Source organism: Halobacillus sp. HZG1, assembly GCF_035818575.1.
Lineage (GTDB): Bacteria > Bacillota > Bacilli > Bacillales > Halobacillaceae > Halobacillus > Halobacillus litoralis.
In genome coordinates, this window is record NZ_JAYLVQ010000046.1 from 15,031 (window position 1) to 32,225 (window position 17,195).

General features: G+C 46.3%; 13 protein-coding genes. 2 read left to right on the forward strand and 11 right to left on the reverse strand.

Going from position 1 to position 17,195, the window contains the following annotated elements; all coding sequences use genetic code 11:
• Nucleotides 1–275: 275 nt before the first annotated feature.
• The gene (locus tag VKA52_RS07100; RefSeq protein WP_160910880.1) at nt 276–1,880 is read right to left on the reverse strand and encodes a CTP synthase; all 1,605 of its coding nucleotides are present in this window, start codon (nt 1,878–1,880) and stop codon (nt 276–278) included.
• A gap of 314 nt (nt 1,881–2,194) precedes the next feature.
• Nucleotides 2,195–2,743, reverse strand: a complete 549-nt coding sequence (gene rpoE / locus VKA52_RS07105) for a DNA-directed RNA polymerase subunit delta (protein ID WP_160910878.1) — start codon at nt 2,741–2,743, stop codon at nt 2,195–2,197.
• A 251-nt stretch (nt 2,744–2,994) separates the two neighbouring features.
• Between rpoE and VKA52_RS07110 the strand changes: the two genes are divergently transcribed.
• On the forward strand, nt 2,995–3,309 hold the full coding sequence (locus tag VKA52_RS07110) for a hypothetical protein (protein WP_160910876.1): 315 nt from the start codon (nt 2,995–2,997) through the stop codon (nt 3,307–3,309).
• A 138-nt stretch (nt 3,310–3,447) separates the two neighbouring features.
• Here VKA52_RS07110 and icmF read toward each other — a convergent pair whose 3' ends face one another.
• From icmF to VKA52_RS07150, 8 genes are all read right to left on the reverse strand, one after another.
• Nucleotides 3,448–6,693, reverse strand: coding sequence for a fused isobutyryl-CoA mutase/GTPase IcmF (gene icmF / locus VKA52_RS07115; protein WP_326314746.1), 3,246 nt, complete (start codon nt 6,691–6,693; stop codon nt 3,448–3,450).
• Nucleotides 6,694–6,708: 15 nt separating this feature from the next.
• Nucleotides 6,709–7,335 carry a TetR/AcrR family transcriptional regulator gene (locus VKA52_RS07120; RefSeq protein ID WP_160910872.1) on the reverse strand — a complete coding sequence of 209 codons (627 nt, stop codon included), beginning with the start codon at nt 7,333–7,335 and terminating at the stop codon, nt 6,709–6,711.
• A 2-nt stretch (nt 7,336–7,337) separates the two neighbouring features.
• Entirely contained in the window at nt 7,338–8,276 is a 939-nt protein-coding gene (gene meaB / locus VKA52_RS07125) for a methylmalonyl Co-A mutase-associated GTPase MeaB (protein ID WP_326314747.1), read from the reverse strand.
• A gap of 12 nt (nt 8,277–8,288) precedes the next feature.
• Nucleotides 8,289–9,428 (reverse strand): acyl-CoA dehydrogenase, encoded by a 1,140-nt coding sequence (locus VKA52_RS07130; RefSeq protein ID WP_089654847.1) that lies wholly within the window; start codon nt 9,426–9,428, stop codon nt 8,289–8,291.
• Nucleotides 9,429–9,440: 12 nt separating this feature from the next.
• Entirely contained in the window at nt 9,441–10,586 is a 1,146-nt protein-coding gene (locus tag VKA52_RS07135; protein ID WP_326314748.1) for an acyl-CoA dehydrogenase, read from the reverse strand.
• 21 nt (nt 10,587–10,607) lie between these two features.
• Entirely contained in the window at nt 10,608–11,459 is an 852-nt protein-coding gene (locus tag VKA52_RS07140; protein WP_326314750.1) for a 3-hydroxybutyryl-CoA dehydrogenase, read from the reverse strand.
• Between the two features lie 13 nt (nt 11,460–11,472).
• Nucleotides 11,473–12,660: an acetyl-CoA C-acetyltransferase gene (locus VKA52_RS07145; protein ID WP_326314751.1), complete on the reverse strand. Its 1,188-nt coding sequence runs from the start codon at nt 12,658–12,660 to the stop codon at nt 11,473–11,475.
• Nucleotides 12,661–12,831: 171 nt separating this feature from the next.
• On the reverse strand, nt 12,832–14,964 hold the full coding sequence (locus tag VKA52_RS07150) for a heterodisulfide reductase-related iron-sulfur binding cluster (protein WP_326314752.1): 2,133 nt from the start codon (nt 14,962–14,964) through the stop codon (nt 12,832–12,834).
• Between the two features lie 210 nt (nt 14,965–15,174).
• Here VKA52_RS07150 and cls point away from each other — a divergent pair, with 210 nt between their 5' ends.
• A complete protein-coding gene (gene cls, locus VKA52_RS07155) occupies nt 15,175–16,359 on the forward strand; it encodes a cardiolipin synthase (RefSeq protein WP_326314754.1) in 1,185 nt (394 codons plus the stop codon).
• A 5-nt stretch (nt 16,360–16,364) separates the two neighbouring features.
• Here the strand turns inward: cls and VKA52_RS07160 are convergent, their stop codons facing one another.
• Nucleotides 16,365–16,544: a XapX domain-containing protein gene (locus VKA52_RS07160; RefSeq protein ID WP_326314756.1), complete on the reverse strand. Its 180-nt coding sequence runs from the start codon at nt 16,542–16,544 to the stop codon at nt 16,365–16,367.
• Between the last annotated feature and the right edge of the window lie 651 nt (nt 16,545–17,195).

The window sequence follows — 17,195 nt, forward strand, 5'->3', positions numbered from 1 at the left end:
GATTACTTAAGTAGTGGTTTCAAGACTCTGATATAGCAAAGGGGCGGAGGGGAATGGCGAGACTCCTGCGGGAAAAGAGTGCTAGGTGAGACCCCGGAAGGCGTCAGCCTGAGGAGGCTCAACGCGCTCCCGCGGAAAGCGAGTTATTCCCCGCAGCCCCCATCCACTCAAAAAACATCTCGAAACTGAGTCTTCCACAATCCTGCCATATACTTAAAGAACTCTTAAAAAAAGAGCCGATCCCCCTTTCAGGGACATCGGCTCTTTTTTATTTATTATTGATTGGTTTTCATTGCTGCGCCGACGAAGCCGTGGAATAGTTCCTGTGGGCGGGTCGGGCGTGACTTGAATTCCGGGTGGAACTGGCTGGCTACGAACCATGGGTGATCTTCCACCTCGATGATTTCAACAAGACGGCCGTCCGGGCTTGTACCGGAGAATTTGAATCCTGCCGCTTCCATTTGTTCACGGTAATGGTTGTTGAATTCGAAACGGTGACGGTGACGCTCGTATACGACTTCTTCTCCGTATGCTTCCATCGCTTTGGTACCTGGCTGCAGGCGGGATGGATAGATTCCAAGACGAAGGGTACCACCAAGATCAGACACTTCTTTTTGTTCTGGAAGAAGGTCGATGATCGGGTGCTCCGTGGACGGATCGATTTCTGCTGAATGCGCACCTTTCAGGCCTAGGACGTTACGGGCAAATTCGACGGTTGCGAGCTGCATACCAAGGCAGATTCCAAGGAAAGGCACATGGTTTTCACGCGCATAACGAATCGCATCGATTTTTCCTTCGATTCCTCGGTCTCCAAAGCCTCCAGGAACAAGGATTCCATCTACACCCTGAAGTGCATCTGCAACATTTTGGGCGTTCAAGTGTTCAGAGTTCACCCATTTCACGTCTACATCGGAATCGTAGCTGTAACCGGCATGTTTTAATGCTTCTACTACGGAGATGTAAGCATCCGGAAGCTCTACATACTTACCGACAAGCGCAATGGTTGTTTTGTGCTGAAGGTTTTTCACTTGGTCAATCAGCTTGTTCCACTCTGTCATGTCCGCTGGTGGTAAATCTAAACCGAAGTGCTGACATGTCAGCTCATCCAGTTTTTGTTCCTGCAAAGTAATCGGTACATTGTATAGGGTATCAGCATCTCGAGCTTCAATCACTGCATCTTTATTAATGTCGCAGAACAGAGCGATTTTTTCTTTCATATCTTCTGAAATCGCCATTTCTGTACGAAGGACGATGACATCCGGCTGGATGCCCAGGGAGCGAAGTTCCTTCACACTATGCTGCGTCGGTTTTGTCTTCATTTCCCCTGCTGCATTCAAGTAAGGAACAAGCGTACAGTGCAGGTACATGACATGTTCACGGCCAATGTCACTTTTGATTTGGCGAATCGCTTCAAGGAATGGAAGGGATTCGATATCCCCGACCGTACCACCGATTTCCGTGATGACGACATCTGCGTTCGTTTCGTGACCCGCACGGAAGACACGTTCTTTGATTTCGTTCGTAATGTGAGGGATGACTTGGACCGTCCCTCCTAAATAATCACCACGACGCTCTTTTTTAATCACGTTGGAATAGACTTTACCTGTCGTCACGTTGCTGAATTTATTCAGATTGATATCAATGAAACGCTCATAGTGACCAAGGTCAAGGTCTGTTTCAGCTCCATCATCAGTTACGAATACTTCACCGTGTTGATAAGGGCTCATGGTCCCCGGGTCTACGTTGATGTACGGGTCGAATTTTTGGATCGTTACCTTCATGCCCCGATTTTTTAATAAACGACCTAGAGATGCTGCCGTAATTCCTTTACCCAAAGATGATACGACACCGCCAGTTACGAAAATGTATTTTGTTGCCACGTTGAATCCCTCTTTCTCTATTTGTCTTATTTAGTTATTCACTAATCCTTGCGATTTGATAAGGGGCATTTACATAAAACCACAAGCGCCCAGGATGAGCTCCATGGCGAAACTTCATGCCAGAAGGAGGAGCTTGGACGCTGAATGATACAAAAGCACAGGCGCCTTAGCCATAACCAAGGCGCCTCTTGTGATATCGTATATAAAAAACAAAAAACGCTCCCCTCTCTCGGGGAGCGTTTGGAAATTTCGTTTAAGGAAATTAAAGAGCCCAAATAAGATTCTACTGATTTGACTTTTAAAAGTCAACCACCTTATTTATCTTCTTCTTCTTCGTCGTCATCTCCGATGAAACTGATGTCATCTTCTACAATTTCTTCCTCTTCTTCATCCAGGTCATCCTCTTCATAATCACCTTCGAAGTCATCGTCATCATCAAGATCTAAATCTTCATCTGTCAGCTCAAGGTCATCCTCAAGCTCGTCCTCTTCTGCATCATCGAATTCGGATACACCCAACTCATCTTCAAGCAGCTTGGAAGGCTTTTTCTTCTTTTTCTTCTTCTTTTTACGTTTTTGTGGAAGGTTGGCAATCTCTTCTTCCATTTGCTCTACCGGATACCACTTCTTCAAGCCCCAACGGTTCGTCCCGATAGTCATGAATTGACCGTCGATATTCATGTCCGTATAGAACTGGGCGATGTATTGTTCTCTCTGCGCATCAGTAAAACCTTTCATGTCTGCAATGCGCTTGAAGATTTCATTAAAGTCAATCGCTTCACGTTCTTCTTCTAGGATTTTAGTAGCCAGTACAATCATGGAAGTTTCTTCAATTTGCTCTCGGCTCATTTCTTTTAAGCTCACGGTCCAGCACTCCTTTATATAAACAAAATAGAATAAGTGACCTCATGGGCATACGAATCACATTTAATCATACCATCCATTATATGATTTGGCCTTATAAAAATCAAATAGAGTCTTCCTTACCTTTTCTAGCCAAACCTACATGAATTTAAACTTTCGATATAAAATAGAGGATAGACATATAGGTTGGTGTTCCAGCTATTTTAATTTAAAATAAAAGTAGAATTGATCGAGAGAAGGAGAGACGAACTGTGCAAAATCATCCTTTTAACTGGGTGGCCTCCATTATCGCCGCCTTAGCCATAGGCATTTGGCTATTTACAAGCTTCGGTATGATCCATGAGGAACATAAAGAAGAAGCAGAAATCACATCTAAAACTCATAATGATGAAGGTTATTTTGTAGAAGTGGATGACAAGAAAATCCACGTCAAAGATACGAGTACTTGGATGCTGTTAAAAGAAGGCGAAACATATAACCTTACTTATGAATGGTATGGAATGAAAAAACCTTATGTAACCGAAGTGAATCAGGCTCATGACGATGATCAGGTCGGTGGTCACTAAAAGAATGGCCCTCGCTAGCATTTTAGCGAGGGCTAATTTTTTTATTAGCAGGTTCAGACAATATATTAGCGACCTTCTACTATATATTAACTGGCTTCATCATTATTTTAGCGATTTCGCTACATATATTAGCAATCGCTACATATTCCTTCTGTACTGACCGCCAACTTCATAAAGTGCGTTCGTAATTTGACCAAGGCTCGCGACTTTGACGGTTTCCATTAATTCTTCAAAAATGTTTCCTCCACCTGAAGCCGCTTGTTTCAAACGATTCAATGCTTCCCCGGCTTCACTTTCATGTGACGATTGGAAGTTGCGTAATTCTGTAATCTGGTGCTCTTTTTCTTCTTTGGATGCACGTGCAAGTTCCATGGAGTCGATTTCCTCTTCAGAAGGCGGGTTCGGATTCAAGTATGTGTTCACGCCGATGATCGGAAGTTCACCCGAATGCTTTTTCCCTTCATAATAAAGAGATTCTTCCTGGATTTTGCCTCTTTGATACTGGCGTTCCATCGCACCGAGAACGCCGCCGCGGTCATTGATGCGTTCAAACTCCTGCAATACCGCTTCTTCAACAAGATCGGTCAGCTCTCTAATGATATAGGAACCTTGCAGAGAGTTTTCGTTTTTCGTCAGCCCGAACTCTTTGCTGATAATCATCTGAATCGCCATCGCTCTTCGAACAGATTCCTCTGTCGGTGTCGTAATCGCTTCATCGTAGGAGTTCGTATGCAAGGAGTTACAGTTATCCTGGATGGCGATCAGCGCCTGCAATGTTGTACGGATGTCGTTAAAGTCAATTTCCTGCGCGTGCAGGGAACGGCCGGAGGTTTGAATGTGATACTTCAACTTCTGGCTTCGCTCGTTAGCTCCGTATTTATCCCGCATCACGATCGCCCAAATACGACGTGCTACACGACCGAGGACCGTATATTCTGGATCCAAACCGTTGGAGAAGAAAAACGACAGGTTGGGTGCGAACTTGTTGATGTCCATACCTCGACTCAAGTAATACTCGACATACGTGAACCCGTTGGCTAATGTAAAGGCCAACTGTGTAATCGGATTGGCACCTGCTTCCGCGATATGATAGCCGGAAATGGATACGGAATAATAATTGCGTACTTCGTTGTCGATGAAGTACTGTTGAATATCGCCCATCATGCGAAGCGCGAACTCAGTGGAGAAGATGCATGTGTTCTGTCCTTGATCTTCTTTTAAAATATCTGCCTGTACCGTACCGCGGACAACATTGATGGTCTGATTCTTGATGGACGCCGCTTCTTCAGCATTCGGCTCACGGCCGTTTTCTTCCTTGAACTTTTCAAGTTGCTGATCGATGGCAGTATTGAAGAACATAGCAAGAATGATCGGTGCCGGACCATTGATCGTCATGGAAACAGATGTGGACGGGTCGACAAGGTCAAATCCGTCGTACAGTTTCTTCATATCTTCCAGCGTACAAATGTTGACACCGCTCTCTCCGACTTTTCCGTAGATATCCGGGCGCTCATCCGGATCCTCTCCATATAGGGTGACAGAATCGAAAGCTGTACTCAGACGTTTCGCTTCGTCTCCCTCCGATAAATAATGGAAGCGTCGGTTGGTCCGTTCCGGCGTTCCTTCCCCAGCGAACTGACGCTTCGGATCTTCCCCTTTGCGCTTGAATGGAAAGACTCCGGCGGTAAACGGGAACGCACCTGGAACATTTTCACGTAGCAGCCACGACAGACGGTCGCCCCAGTCGGTATATTTCGGAAGCGCGACTTTCGGAACCTTCGTTCCACTCAGGCTCTCTGTCGTAATATCCATAGTAATTTCTTTATCACGCACTTTGAAGGTGTACGTATCTCCGCTATAACGCTCGTGAAGGGCATCCCAGTCTTCCAGCTTCTCTTTTGCATCACGGGAAAGGTGGCGTTCGTAATCTTCAATCAAGCGCTGCAGACTTTCTTTTGTTGCCTCATCCTCTACGAGCTCAACCGTACCTTTCAGCTGATAGAGTTTGCGCGCTTTTTCTGCCTGGTCTTCTGTTTCGTTATGGTAATTGCGGACGGCCAAGGCAATATCCCGTAAATATTGTTTGCGCTCATTGGGAATGATGACGTTCTGCTTTTCTACCTTCTCAAGGCCGGAAAAAGAGGTTTCATCTTCCCAGGAGAATCTTTCGTTCAACTGATCGACGATCGCCGCAAACAATGTATTGGTTCCAGGGTCATTGAACTGGCTTGCAATCGTCCCATAAACCGGGAACTTGCTGTCGTCTTCATGGAAAAGCATATGGCTGCGCTGATACTGCTTTTTCACTTGATTAAAAGCGTCTTCCGATCCTTTTTGTTCAAATTTATTGATGACAATAAAATCAGCAAAATCGATCATATCAATTTTCTCAAGCTGTGATGGCGCACCGAATTCTTCTGTCATGACATACATTGATAAGTCGGTGATGTCAGTAATCGCTGCATCCCCCTGGCCAATCCCGCTTGTTTCAACGATGATGAAATCGACACCAGCCGCTTTAACGACTTGAATGGCTTCTTCAACCGCTGTTGAAAGTTCGGAACGGGCATCTCTGGTTGCCAAAGAGCGCATATATACACGTGGGTTGAAAATGGCGTTCATACGGATGCGGTCGCCTAGTAAGGCCCCGCCTGTTTTCTTTTTGGTAGGATCGACAGATAAAATCGCGATTTTCTTATCGGGAATTTCATTGATGAAGCGGCGGATCAATTCATCTGTAAGCGAGCTCTTTCCCGCTCCCCCTGTACCTGTGATTCCAAGAACAGGAATCGTTTTTTCCTGTATTTTCTCAACAGCCGTCTCGAATGCCGCCACGGCTTCCCTTTCTTTCTTCGGCGTATTCTCTACATAAGTAATGAAACGGGCGATGGACTGATGATTTCCGGATGAGAGGCCCTCGACACCTTTTTCTACATCAAGAGGTGGCAGGAAATCGCATTCTTCGATCATTAAATTAATCATGCCCTGAAGGCCTAGTGTACGACCATCTTCAGGCGAGAACACGCGCGCTACGCCGTACTCATGAAGTTCTTTAATTTCACGAGGGATGATGACACCTCCGCCACCACCGTAAACGCGAATGTGTCCTGCCCCCTTCTGCTCCAACAGGTCGACCATGTATTTAAAGTATTCCACATGTCCTCCCTGATACGAAGAGATCGCAATCCCTTGGGCGTCTTCCTGAATGGCCGCATTGACTACTTCCTCAACGGAACGGTTGTGACCAAGGTGAATGACCTCTGCCCCTGTCGCTTGAAGAATCCGCCTCATGATATTGATAGATGCATCATGACCGTCAAAGAGACTCGAGGACGTCACGAAACGGACAGGGTTTTTCGGCTTATAGACTGTCGGTTGTTCCATATCCGATCTTCCTTTCTATTGGAGTGTTTCTTCTTTATCGAGACCTTTTAACAACAATTGAATCTGTGTATCGGTGTAGCTTTCAATGGTGAACGTGCGTTGAAGAATCCAGCGGCGGAATCCCCACATCTGCCCTTGGACAAAGATATTGTTGGCGATCAGCTTGATTTCTTCCTCCGGGTGTTCTCCCGGAAGACTGTTGATGATGACTTGTTCGAGCATCGCCACCATATCGCGCTCTTTTTGCAACACGTAATCCTGAGCATCCCGTGGCAGGGACTTGACTTCCTGATACATGACGAGTACTTCATCCTGCATATCATCCATCAATTGAAAGTAGGAGCGAATGGCATGGACCAGGCTTTGTACGCTCGTCTGGTGAGGATCAATGGCATCCTCCATCCGCTCTTTGACCCGCTGATAAATGGAGTCACAGACGAGAAACAGAACATCCTCTTTCTTTCGAATGTATTCATAGAGGGTCCCGATACTGAATCCAGAAGCCTTGGCGATTTCGCGGGTCGTCGTCTTATGGAACCCTTTTTCTATAAAAAGAGTGACCGCACCCTTGATCATCTGGTTTCTACGCTTAGAAACGAGCGCTTCATCTTTAATGGTTGAAGGTACTTGTTTTTCAGCCAAACTTACTCCCCCTTCCTTACCCATTCACGAAACCAGGACCGGGCCAATTCATAAGGATCCGTATCCGGGTTTTGAAAAACTTCGAGCTTCTGTTCATCTTTTTCAATCTCACCCTTGACGTCCCGCCAGATCTCTTCCCGAATCAAATCATACACTTCCAGCTGAAGCTGCTGTTTGCGTCGTTCCGCCCCTTTGTTCGTCTCATACAGAAACTCACGGTGGCTTTTCATGCTTTCATAGAGTTCTTCCATCCCTTTGGCTTCAGTTGAAATCGTTTGAACGATGGGCGGTTCCCATCCTTCTGGTTGAACGATCATCATGTATTCTTCAAGGGTGGACTTTAGCTTCCTCACTCCTGGCAAGTCTGCTTTGTTGATGATGAAGAGGTCCGCGATTTCCATGATTCCCGCCTTGAAAATCTGAAGGACGTCTCCACTATTAGGAGTCAGCACCAGCCCTGTCGTATCCACAACTTTCATAATATCGAGCTCAGACTGACCGACACCGACCGTTTCAACGAGAACGACATCAAAACCGTAAGCATCACACACACGAATGCTGTCTTTAGTCGCCCGGGCTAAACCACCGAGGCTCCCTCTTGTCGCCATGCTTCTTATGAAGATGCCGGGGTCGAGGAAATGCTGGTTCATCCTCGTACGATCTCCAAGCAGTGCCCCTCCACTGAATGGACTGGTCGGATCGACCGCTATGACAGCGACGGTGAGATTCTGCTTTCTTAAAAAGGTGAGCAATTGATTGATCAGCGAGCTCTTCCCTGCTCCCGGTGAACCTGTTATGCCAATGTAATGCGCTTGTTTTTGTATAGAAAAAACATCACTCATCAGTGAAAGTTTTTCTTCATCTTCGTTCTCGATCAACGTAATCGCTCGGGCAAGCGCCCTCATATCCTGCTTTTGGATTCGTTCAGCCAGTGGATGCATAACGCTGACCTTCTATTGAGTAACCATGCGGCCGACAACGAGCCTTTGGATTTCCTGTGTTCCTTCATAGATTTGGGTGATTTTCGCATCACGCATGTAACGCTCGACCGGATAATCTTTCGTGTAGCCATAACCTCCGTGGACCTGTACGGCTTCTGTCGTCACTTTCATCGCTGTGTCTCCAGCAAACAATTTAGCCATGGCCGATGCTTTTGAGTAAGGCAGTCCTTCTGATTCTAAATAAGCCGCCTGGTAAGTAAGCAAACGAGAGGCTTCAATTTCTGTTGCCATATCGGCGAGCTTGAAAGAAATCCCCTGCAAATGAGCAATCGGCTTCCCGAACTGTTCACGCTCTTTCGCATAGTTCACAGATTCATCCAGCGCTCCTTGAGCAATTCCAACGGCCTGAGCAGCGATTCCGTTACGACCTCCATCGAGGGTCATCATCGCTACTTTGAATCCTTTACCTTCTTCACCGAGCAAGTTCTCTTTCGGAATCTTACAATCTTCGAAGATTAGTTCTGTCGTTGGTGACGAACGAATGCCGAGCTTTTTCTCTTTCTTTCCGGTCGTGAATCCTGGTGTATCTTTCTCTACGATAAACGCACTGATGCCACGATTGCCCTCATTCGGGTCTGTTTTTGCAAAGACGACATAGATGTCCGCGACTCCTCCATTGGTGATCCACACTTTACTTCCGTTCAGCACATAATGGTCTCCATCAAGTTTCGCTTGTGTCCTCATGGAAGAAACATCACTTCCTGCTCCTGGTTCAGACAAGGCATAAGCTCCAAGAGCTTCACCTGAAGCGAGTTGAGTCAAATACTTCTGCTTCTGTTCTTCTGTTCCGAATTTATAAATTGGCCAGCTCGCTAGAGAAATGTGCGCAGAAAGAGTGACCCCCGTGGAAGCACACACGCGTGAAAGTTCTTCAACCGCGATGACATAGCTGACAAAATCCGATCCAATACCGCCATATTCTTCAGGCCATGGAATTCCCGTCAAACCAAGCTCCGCCATCTTATCGAAAATTTCACGATCGAAGCGTTCCTCTTCATCCCTTTCTGCAGCTGTTGGTTCCACTTCATTTTTAGCAAAATCACGTACCATTTTTCTGAGCATTTCCTGTTCTTCTGTTAAAGTAAAATTCATTCTGTCATCCTCCTAGTCTCTGATCAGATGATTGCCTATGACGATTTTCTGGATCTCACTTGTACCTTCATAAATTTCACAAACTTTGGCGTCCCTGAAAAAGCGCTCGACGGCATAATCTTCGGTATAACCGTATCCGCCATGGACCTGCACAGCTTCAATCGACGCTTTCACTGCTGTTTTGGAAGCCATCAGTTTGGCCATTGACACTTCTTTCGCACACTTTTTCCCGGCCGCCTGAAGGGAAGCTGCGTTGTAGACGAGAAGCTTCGAAGCTTCTACTTCCGTCGCCATATCGGCGAGTTTGAAAGAAACACCTTGCAAATGCGCAATCGGACGCCCGAACTGCTCGCGCTCTTTGGCATAAGAGACCGCATGTTCAAGCGCTGCTTCCGCGATACCAAGGGACTGGGCGGCAATACCGATTCGTCCGATGTTCAAATTGGCAAGCGCAATTTTATATCCTTCCCCCTCTTCTCCAAGCCGCTGCGAAGCAGGAACCTCACATTGGTCAAAATTCAGGGAAACGGTACTGGATCCGTGAAGCCCCATCTTTTTCTCTGCCTTCCCTACGGAAAAGCCGGGGGTCTCCCGCTCTACAATAAACGCACTCAATCCTCTCTTTGTTTCCACATCCGGATTCGTACGGGCGAAAACGATGAATGTATCTGCATTTCCTCCGTTGGTGATGAACACTTTAGAACCGTTGAGAATGTAATGGTCCCCTTGCTTTACTGCTCGTGTTTTCAGACTGCTTGCATCAGAACCCGCACTCGGTTCTGTCAGTGCGAATGCTCCTAAATATTCACCTGATGCCAGTTTCGGAATGTATTTGTTTTTCTGTTCTTCTGTACCGAAGTATAAGATAGGGTTCGTGCCGACAGATGTGTGGACAGATAAAATGACACCAAGCGTCGCACTCACCTTAGAAAGTTCGTGAATCGCGATGATATAGGAGATGTAATCCATCTCAGCTCCGCCATATTTTTCTGGAATCGGTACACCCATCAACCCGAGTTCGCCCATTTTCGGTAACAGCTCGGAAGGGAACCGATCCTCCCTCTCCATACGCTCAACAGCAGGAGCCACCTCTTTTTCCGCAAAATCGCGAACCATTTTTCTCATCATTTCCTGTTCATCCGTGAACTGCAAATTCATTCTCGTTCTCCCCTTTACACGTTAATCGTAGGTGTAAAAACCACGTCCAGATTTCTTCCCAAGCCATCCTGCTTTGACATACTTACGTAACAGCGGACATGGGCGGTATTTACTGTCACCAAATCCTTCATGAAGGACTTCCATAATGTATAAACACGTATCAAGTCCGATAAAGTCAGCAAGCGTAAGTGGTCCCATCGGGTGATTCATCCCGAGTTTCATGACCGCATCCACATCTTCAGGCGATGCTACTCCTTCGTGAACCGTATAGATTGCCTCGTTGATCATCGGCATTAAAATACGATTGGAGACAAACCCTGGAAAGTCCTCGACTTCGACAGGCGTTTTCTCCAGTTTCTTCGTCATATCTTCAATCGCCTGATATGTTTCATCACTCGTTTGGATGGCACGAATGATTTCCACTAACTTCATGACCGGTACAGGGTTCATAAAGTGCATACCGATGACCTGATCTGGACGTTTGGTCGCCGCAGCAATCTCTGTAATCGGTAAGGATGATGTATTCGTTGCCAAGATGGCATGTGAAGGGGTAATTTCATCTAGTTGTTGGAAAACGCTCACCTTCACATCCATGTTCTCAACGACAGCCTCCACAACTAGGTCACAGTCCGAGGCGTCCTTCAAGTTGGTCGTTGTCTCTAAGCGTCCATATGCTGCCTTTTGATCTTCTTCGGTCATCTTTCCTTTTTCAACCGCCCGCTTCAGGCGTTTTTCAATGCCTGCAAGACCTTGATCCAAGGCATCCTGGCTCATGTCATTCATTTTTACGTGCAATCCGGCCTGAGCAAAAACCTGGGAAATCCCAGCCCCCATCTGGCCTGCTCCTATGACCATGACTTGATTGATTGTCATCCCGCATTCCCCCTTATTGTTTCGGTACTTCGATCAATACAGCGTCTCCTTGACCTCCACCTGAACAAATCGCTGCGATTCCAAGTCCACCGCCGCGGCGTTTTAATTCGTGAGCAAGGGTGAGAAGGATACGCGCACCACTGGCTCCAATCGGGTGTCCCAGCGCTACAGCTCCACCGTTGACGTTCACTTTCTCGTGATCCAGCCCTGCAATTTTGCCACTGGCTAAGGAAACCGCAGCAAACGCTTCGTTTACTTCAAATAGATCGATTTCTTCCATGTCTTTCCCTGCTTTTTTCAGCAATTTATTAATGACAAGGCCGGGCGTCTGCGGGAAATCCTGAGCTTCAACAGCAATTTCATCGTGTGCAAGAATCGTAGCCAGTGTCTCCGCACCTAATTCTTGCGCTTTTTCATCAGACATGAGCAGCATGGCACAAGCTCCGTCGTTGACTCCTGGAGCATTTCCTGCCGTGATCGTTCCCGTCTTGTCGAAAACAGGACGAAGTTTTGCCAATGCTTCCACCGTTGTACCTTTACGTGGAGCCTCATCTGTATCAACGACTTTCGGATCGCCTTTTCTTTGTGGCACTTCGACTGCTGTAATTTCTTCACCAAGTGTTCCTTCTTCTATGGCTTTCACGGCTCTCTGATGGCTGCGATAAGCCCATTCATCCTGCGCTTCTCTTGTTAATTCAAATTCTTCAGCCGTCCGGTTACCGTAATTGCCCATATGGACATTCTCAAACGAACATGTCAACCCATCATGCACCATCATATCCTTGACGGCACCGTCACCCATGCGGAATCCAAAGCGTGCTTTCGGCATGAAATAAGGAGCATTGCTCATGCTCTCCATACCACCTGCAACGATGATATCCTCTTCACCTAAACGGATGAACTGATCACCCATCGTCACACTTCGCATACCAGAGGCACAAACTTTATTGACGGTTTCTGTTTTTACATCCCAAGGGATCCCTGCTTCTCTGGAGGCCTGTCGGGAAGGAAGCTGTCCCTGCCCGCCTTGAAGAACGGTCCCCATAATGACTTCATCCACATCTTCTGCTTTCACATTCGCACGTTCCAAAGCTGCCTTAATGGCGATTCCCCCAAGCTGTGCAGCTGTCAAAGGTGCAAGGGATCCTCCGAGTTTTCCAAAAGGGGTACGGGCTCCAGCAACAATTACAGTTTTACGCATGTTTATTCCTCCTCTAATTGATAACGCTTTCAAAATTGACGATTGAACGCTCGCTCAAAATCGTCCCATAAGGAAAGTGTACATAAAATGCTGTACACTTTCCACAATTTTCATACTATTTTTTCTTTTAACGGGAGACTTCGACGGTCAAAATATTGGTCAAACGTTTGATTAAGCGGTTTTCTCTTCTGTTTTATCAAACATGGATTTTGCGAGGATTTCGGCGATGTCCATTGTGCTGACTTCCTCTTCCACTTCTTTCGCTTTCGTTCCATCGGAAAGCATCGTCAGACAGAACGGACATCCACTTGAGATCATTGTCGGCTCCACTTCTAGCGCCTGTTCGGTCCGGGCGACGTTGACACGGTTTCCGGATTTCTCTTCCATCCACATCATACCGCCTCCGGCTCCACAGCACATGCCGTTGGAACGGTTACGCTTCATTTCCACCACTTCGACGCCAGGAATCATTTCAAGTACTTCACGCGGCGGCTGATACACTTCGTTGTAGCGGCCGAGGTAGCAGCTGTCGTGATAGGTGATCTTCTCTTTCACGACTCCTTCTGGTTTCAAGCGTCCCTCTTTCAACCATTCGGCAAGCATTTCCGTATGGTGATAAACCTCTGCTTCAAGTCCGAAGTCCGGGTACTCATTTTTGAAAATATTGTAGGCGTGTGGATCAATCGTAATGATTTTCTTCACGTTATGTTTTTCGAATTCTTTCATGTTCTTTTCAGCAAGCTCCTGGAAAAGAAATTCGTTCCCCATACGGCGAGCCGTGTCTCCGGAGTTTTGCTCTTTGTTACCAAGAATCGCAAATTTGATACCCGCGGCATTCATCAATTTCGCAAAAGCCATGGCGATTTTCTGGCTGCGGTTATCGTAAGAGCCCATCGAGCTGACCCAGAATAAGTATTCGAATTCTTCACCTGATTTTTTCAATTCTTTTACAGTAGGGATTTGAACATCCTCATCCAACTGTCTCCAGTCTTCACGTTCTTTCTTAGAAAGTCCCCACGGATTTCCTTGACGTTCGATGTTCATCATCGCACGCTGTCCATCGGCATCCATTTTTCCTTCTGTCAAAACCAAGTAACGGCGAAGGTCGATAATCTTATCGACGTGTTCGTTCATGACCGGGCAGGCATCTTCACAGTTCCGACAAGTGGTACAAGCCCAAAGTTCTTCTTCTGTGATGACATCTCCAATCAAACTCTTATTGTTGACTGCATCAAGTGTAGCTGCCGCTTCATCTGACCCTTGGGAGCGTGACATCTGGGCGAGCGTATTTCCTTCTGTTCCAGAAAACGCATAAGCAGGCACCCAGGGAGATTGGCCGGTCACAGCCGCCCCTTTTTCCGTCAGATGATCTCTCAACTTAACGATCAAATCCATCGGTGAAAGCATTTTACCGGAGCCTGAAGCAGGACAAACATTCGTACAACGTCCACATTCGACACAGGCATAAAAATCAATCATCTGCAGTTGGTTGAAGTCTTCGATTTTTCCAACTCCGAAAGATACGTCTTCTTCATCCGCATCTTCGTCCATTTCAAAATCAATCGGTTTCAGTTTCCCTGGTGGTTCTTCACGGCTCAGAAACACGTTGACCGGTGCAGCAATCAGGTGTGCGTGCTTCGATTGAGGTACATAAACCATGAATGTAAGCAGGATGAGCAGGTGAATCCACCACATGATGAAGAACACAGTCGCTGCAGCTGCAGGCGGCAGCCAACCGAAAGCGCTTGCAATTCCGGACGCAACAGGTTCTGTCCATGCTCCTTCATGGCCATGCCAGATGAGACCCATACCATTTCCTACAAGTACAGTAACCATCAATGTTCCGATAAAAATAAGGACAAGTCCTGCTTTAAAGCCACGCTTCAAGCGAACCAATTTTTCAATGTAACGGCGGTAGAACGCCCATATGACAGCGACAAGGATGGTCAGTGTCACAATTTCCTGGAAGAATGTAAAACCTGGATAGAAAGGTCCTAAAGGCAGATGAGAATCTGGGGCCAGTCCCTTCCAAATAAAGTCGATCGCCCCGAATTGGACGAGGATGAAACCATAAAACATCATGACGTGAATGATGCCCGACTTCTTATCTTTCAATAGCTTTTTTTGTCCGAATACGTAAATCCAAATCTTCTGCAAACGCCTCTTCAGCTGTCTGTCATACTCGAATTTTTTCCCCAGTTTAATGTAAGCGATGCGAGTCTGAACGACACGGACGAACAAGTACAGGCCGTAGACAAGGACGCCAAGGAATAAAATCCAGTTTGCCACCAACAACGGATTCATTGGTTCTCCCCCTCTTTGTTGTTGTCGCTCGATGGCGACTTCCCTTTTCTCCGATCAGAAAATCGACAAGGAATCTTAAAATTTTCTGAATCTTATAGCTTTACTATAAATTATGAATGAGCATTCAGTCAACATCTTTTCTTGTTTTTCCTTTTGAAACCTGTAAAAACGGGGAAACTATCAGGAAGATATTTTTAGGAGGGAAGAAAGATGCTCGTCACAATCATTCTATTCATCATTTTGTTTATCTTATTCCTGTATCTCGACTTCAAAATGGGACGGGCAAATCACAAAAAAAATCATAGGCCCCTTCCTTTGCCGGAAACCACCGGCAACTATAAATTATATAAAAATGGCTCAGTTTTGTATGAGCAGATGTTCCAGGAAATTTCGGAAGCGAAAGAACAAGTCGATGTTTATTTCTACTTAATCGATAACGATTACATTAGTGAAAACTTTTTAGATGTGTTGAAGAACAAGGCTCAAAACGGTGTTCCTGTCCGTCTGCTTGTCGACAGGCTCGGAGGGTACAAAATAAATAAGTCAGCCAGAAAGAAATTGAAGGATGCAGGTGTTGACTTCTATTTCGCCGAAACTCCCGGATTCCCCTTCTTTTTTTATCGATTAAATAGGAGAAACCATCGAAAAATTACGGTTATTGACGGAAAAATTGGATATGTAGGTGGATTCAACATCGGAAAGAATTACATTGGAGAGTCAGCAAAATTCGGCGATTGGAGAGATTATCACCTCCGTCTGACGGGACCTGTCGTTTGTGAAATCCATAAAGTGATGCTGGATGACTGGTACCTGGCTTCAGGAGAAACACTGCCTCCTTGTGAGCCTTCCGGTGAAGGAGATTATAAGATGAACATGATGGCGACGGACGGGGTTGAGCTGGAAGAGGAATTTGCAAAAATGATCGATTCAGCTGGAAAAGAAATTTTGATCGGAACGCCTTATTTCATCCCGACAGAAAAGTTACAAACAGGCTTAAAACAGGCGATCGCAAGAGGGGTCGATCTTCACATTATGGTACCGATGAAGGCGGACCATCCATTTGTAAAACCAGCAGCCATTCCTTATTTAAAAGAATTATACGACTTGGGAGCTTCCGTTCGATTGTTTGATGCAGGATTTTACCATTCGAAGGTCGTCATGGTTGATGGAACATTTGCCGATATCGGCACCGCCAATTTCGACCGACGCAGCTTCTTCTTGAACAAAGAAATCAACACTTATGTGTATGATGAGGAGTTCATTTGTGATTTGAGAACGGCTTACTTTGAGGATGCCGCGGATGCCATTCCCTTCGATGACCACTGGTTAAAAAGGCGGTCATTCACTACCCGTCTGAATCAGAGAATCGCCGTATGGTTGAGGCCTTTCTTATAATGTATTCACTTGAAAAATTCAGCAAGCATCGGGCCCGCCCATGCCATTACTTTAAAACCAAGGTAAATCCCGATGATCCCTGCCACTCCGGCAAAAGCAGGCGGAGCTGGAATTGGTAACTTGAACCCTGCAAAAACAAGACCTACAATGAACCCTGTCAACAATGCGAAAATGACTTCTTTCATTTTTCCCACAACCTTTCGATATGTATGATACAGAAATAGTTTTTGCTTGCATGCGTCTTGTCATGCAAGCTTCTTTTTATGTTACGATCCCCCCCCTATATTGATTCACCTAAAATGCCACCCGATCCCCCATATAATCTTCCTTTAGTTGAAGACTCAGTTTCAAGACTTTTGTTGAGTGGATGGGGGCTACGGGGAATGACTCGCTTTCCGCGGGAGCGCGGTGAGCCTCCTCGGACTGCGTCCTGCGGGGTCTCACCCTGCACTTTTTTCCCGCAGGAGTCTCGCCATTCCCCTCCGCCCCTTTGCCATATAAGTATCTCGAAACCACTACTTAAAAAATCAGCTCGTATGGTTATGGGAAGTGGATGATCTACACTCTATCCATTGGACGTTTAGAAAACGTAAATACTTGATACAAAGCCCTTTACGCCTGCCTAGGTGGGAAGGATGAGATCCTTACTTATAAGTGCAGGGGTTCTATAATCCACCTATCAAAATCATAAGATCTGCCCTTTTAGTGTTGGTTTCGAGAATCTATTTCATGGGAAAGGGGCGGAGGGAAACGGTGAGACTCCTATGGGACGTGTGGGACAGGTGAGACCCCGGAAGGCGTAGCCTGAGGAGGCTCACCGCCCGCCCCATGGAAAG

Bases quoted from the DNA above. Each gene is read 5' to 3' on its own strand.
- VKA52_RS07135 (WP_326314748.1), bottom strand. From the start codon at position 10,586: ATGAATTTGCAGTTCACGGATGAACAGGAAATGATGAGAAAAATGGTT.
- meaB (WP_326314747.1), bottom strand. From the start codon at position 8,276: ATGCATCCACTGGCTGAACGAATCCAAAAGCAGGATATGAGGGCGCTT.
- VKA52_RS07145 (WP_326314751.1), bottom strand. From the start codon at position 12,660: ATGCGTAAAACTGTAATTGTTGCTGGAGCCCGTACCCCTTTTGGAAAA.
- VKA52_RS07160 (WP_326314756.1), bottom strand. From the start codon at position 16,544: ATGAAAGAAGTCATTTTCGCATTGTTGACAGGGTTCATTGTAGGTCTT.
- icmF (WP_326314746.1), bottom strand. From the start codon at position 6,693: ATGGAACAACCGACAGTCTATAAGCCGAAAAACCCTGTCCGTTTCGTG.
- VKA52_RS07130 (WP_089654847.1), bottom strand. From the start codon at position 9,428: ATGAATTTTACTTTAACAGAAGAACAGGAAATGCTCAGAAAAATGGTA.
- VKA52_RS07140 (WP_326314750.1), bottom strand. From the start codon at position 11,459: ATGACAATCAATCAAGTCATGGTCATAGGAGCAGGCCAGATGGGGGCT.
- cls (WP_326314754.1), top strand. From the start codon at position 15,175: ATGCTCGTCACAATCATTCTATTCATCATTTTGTTTATCTTATTCCTG.
- VKA52_RS07150 (WP_326314752.1), bottom strand. From the start codon at position 14,964: ATGAATCCGTTGTTGGTGGCAAACTGGATTTTATTCCTTGGCGTCCTT.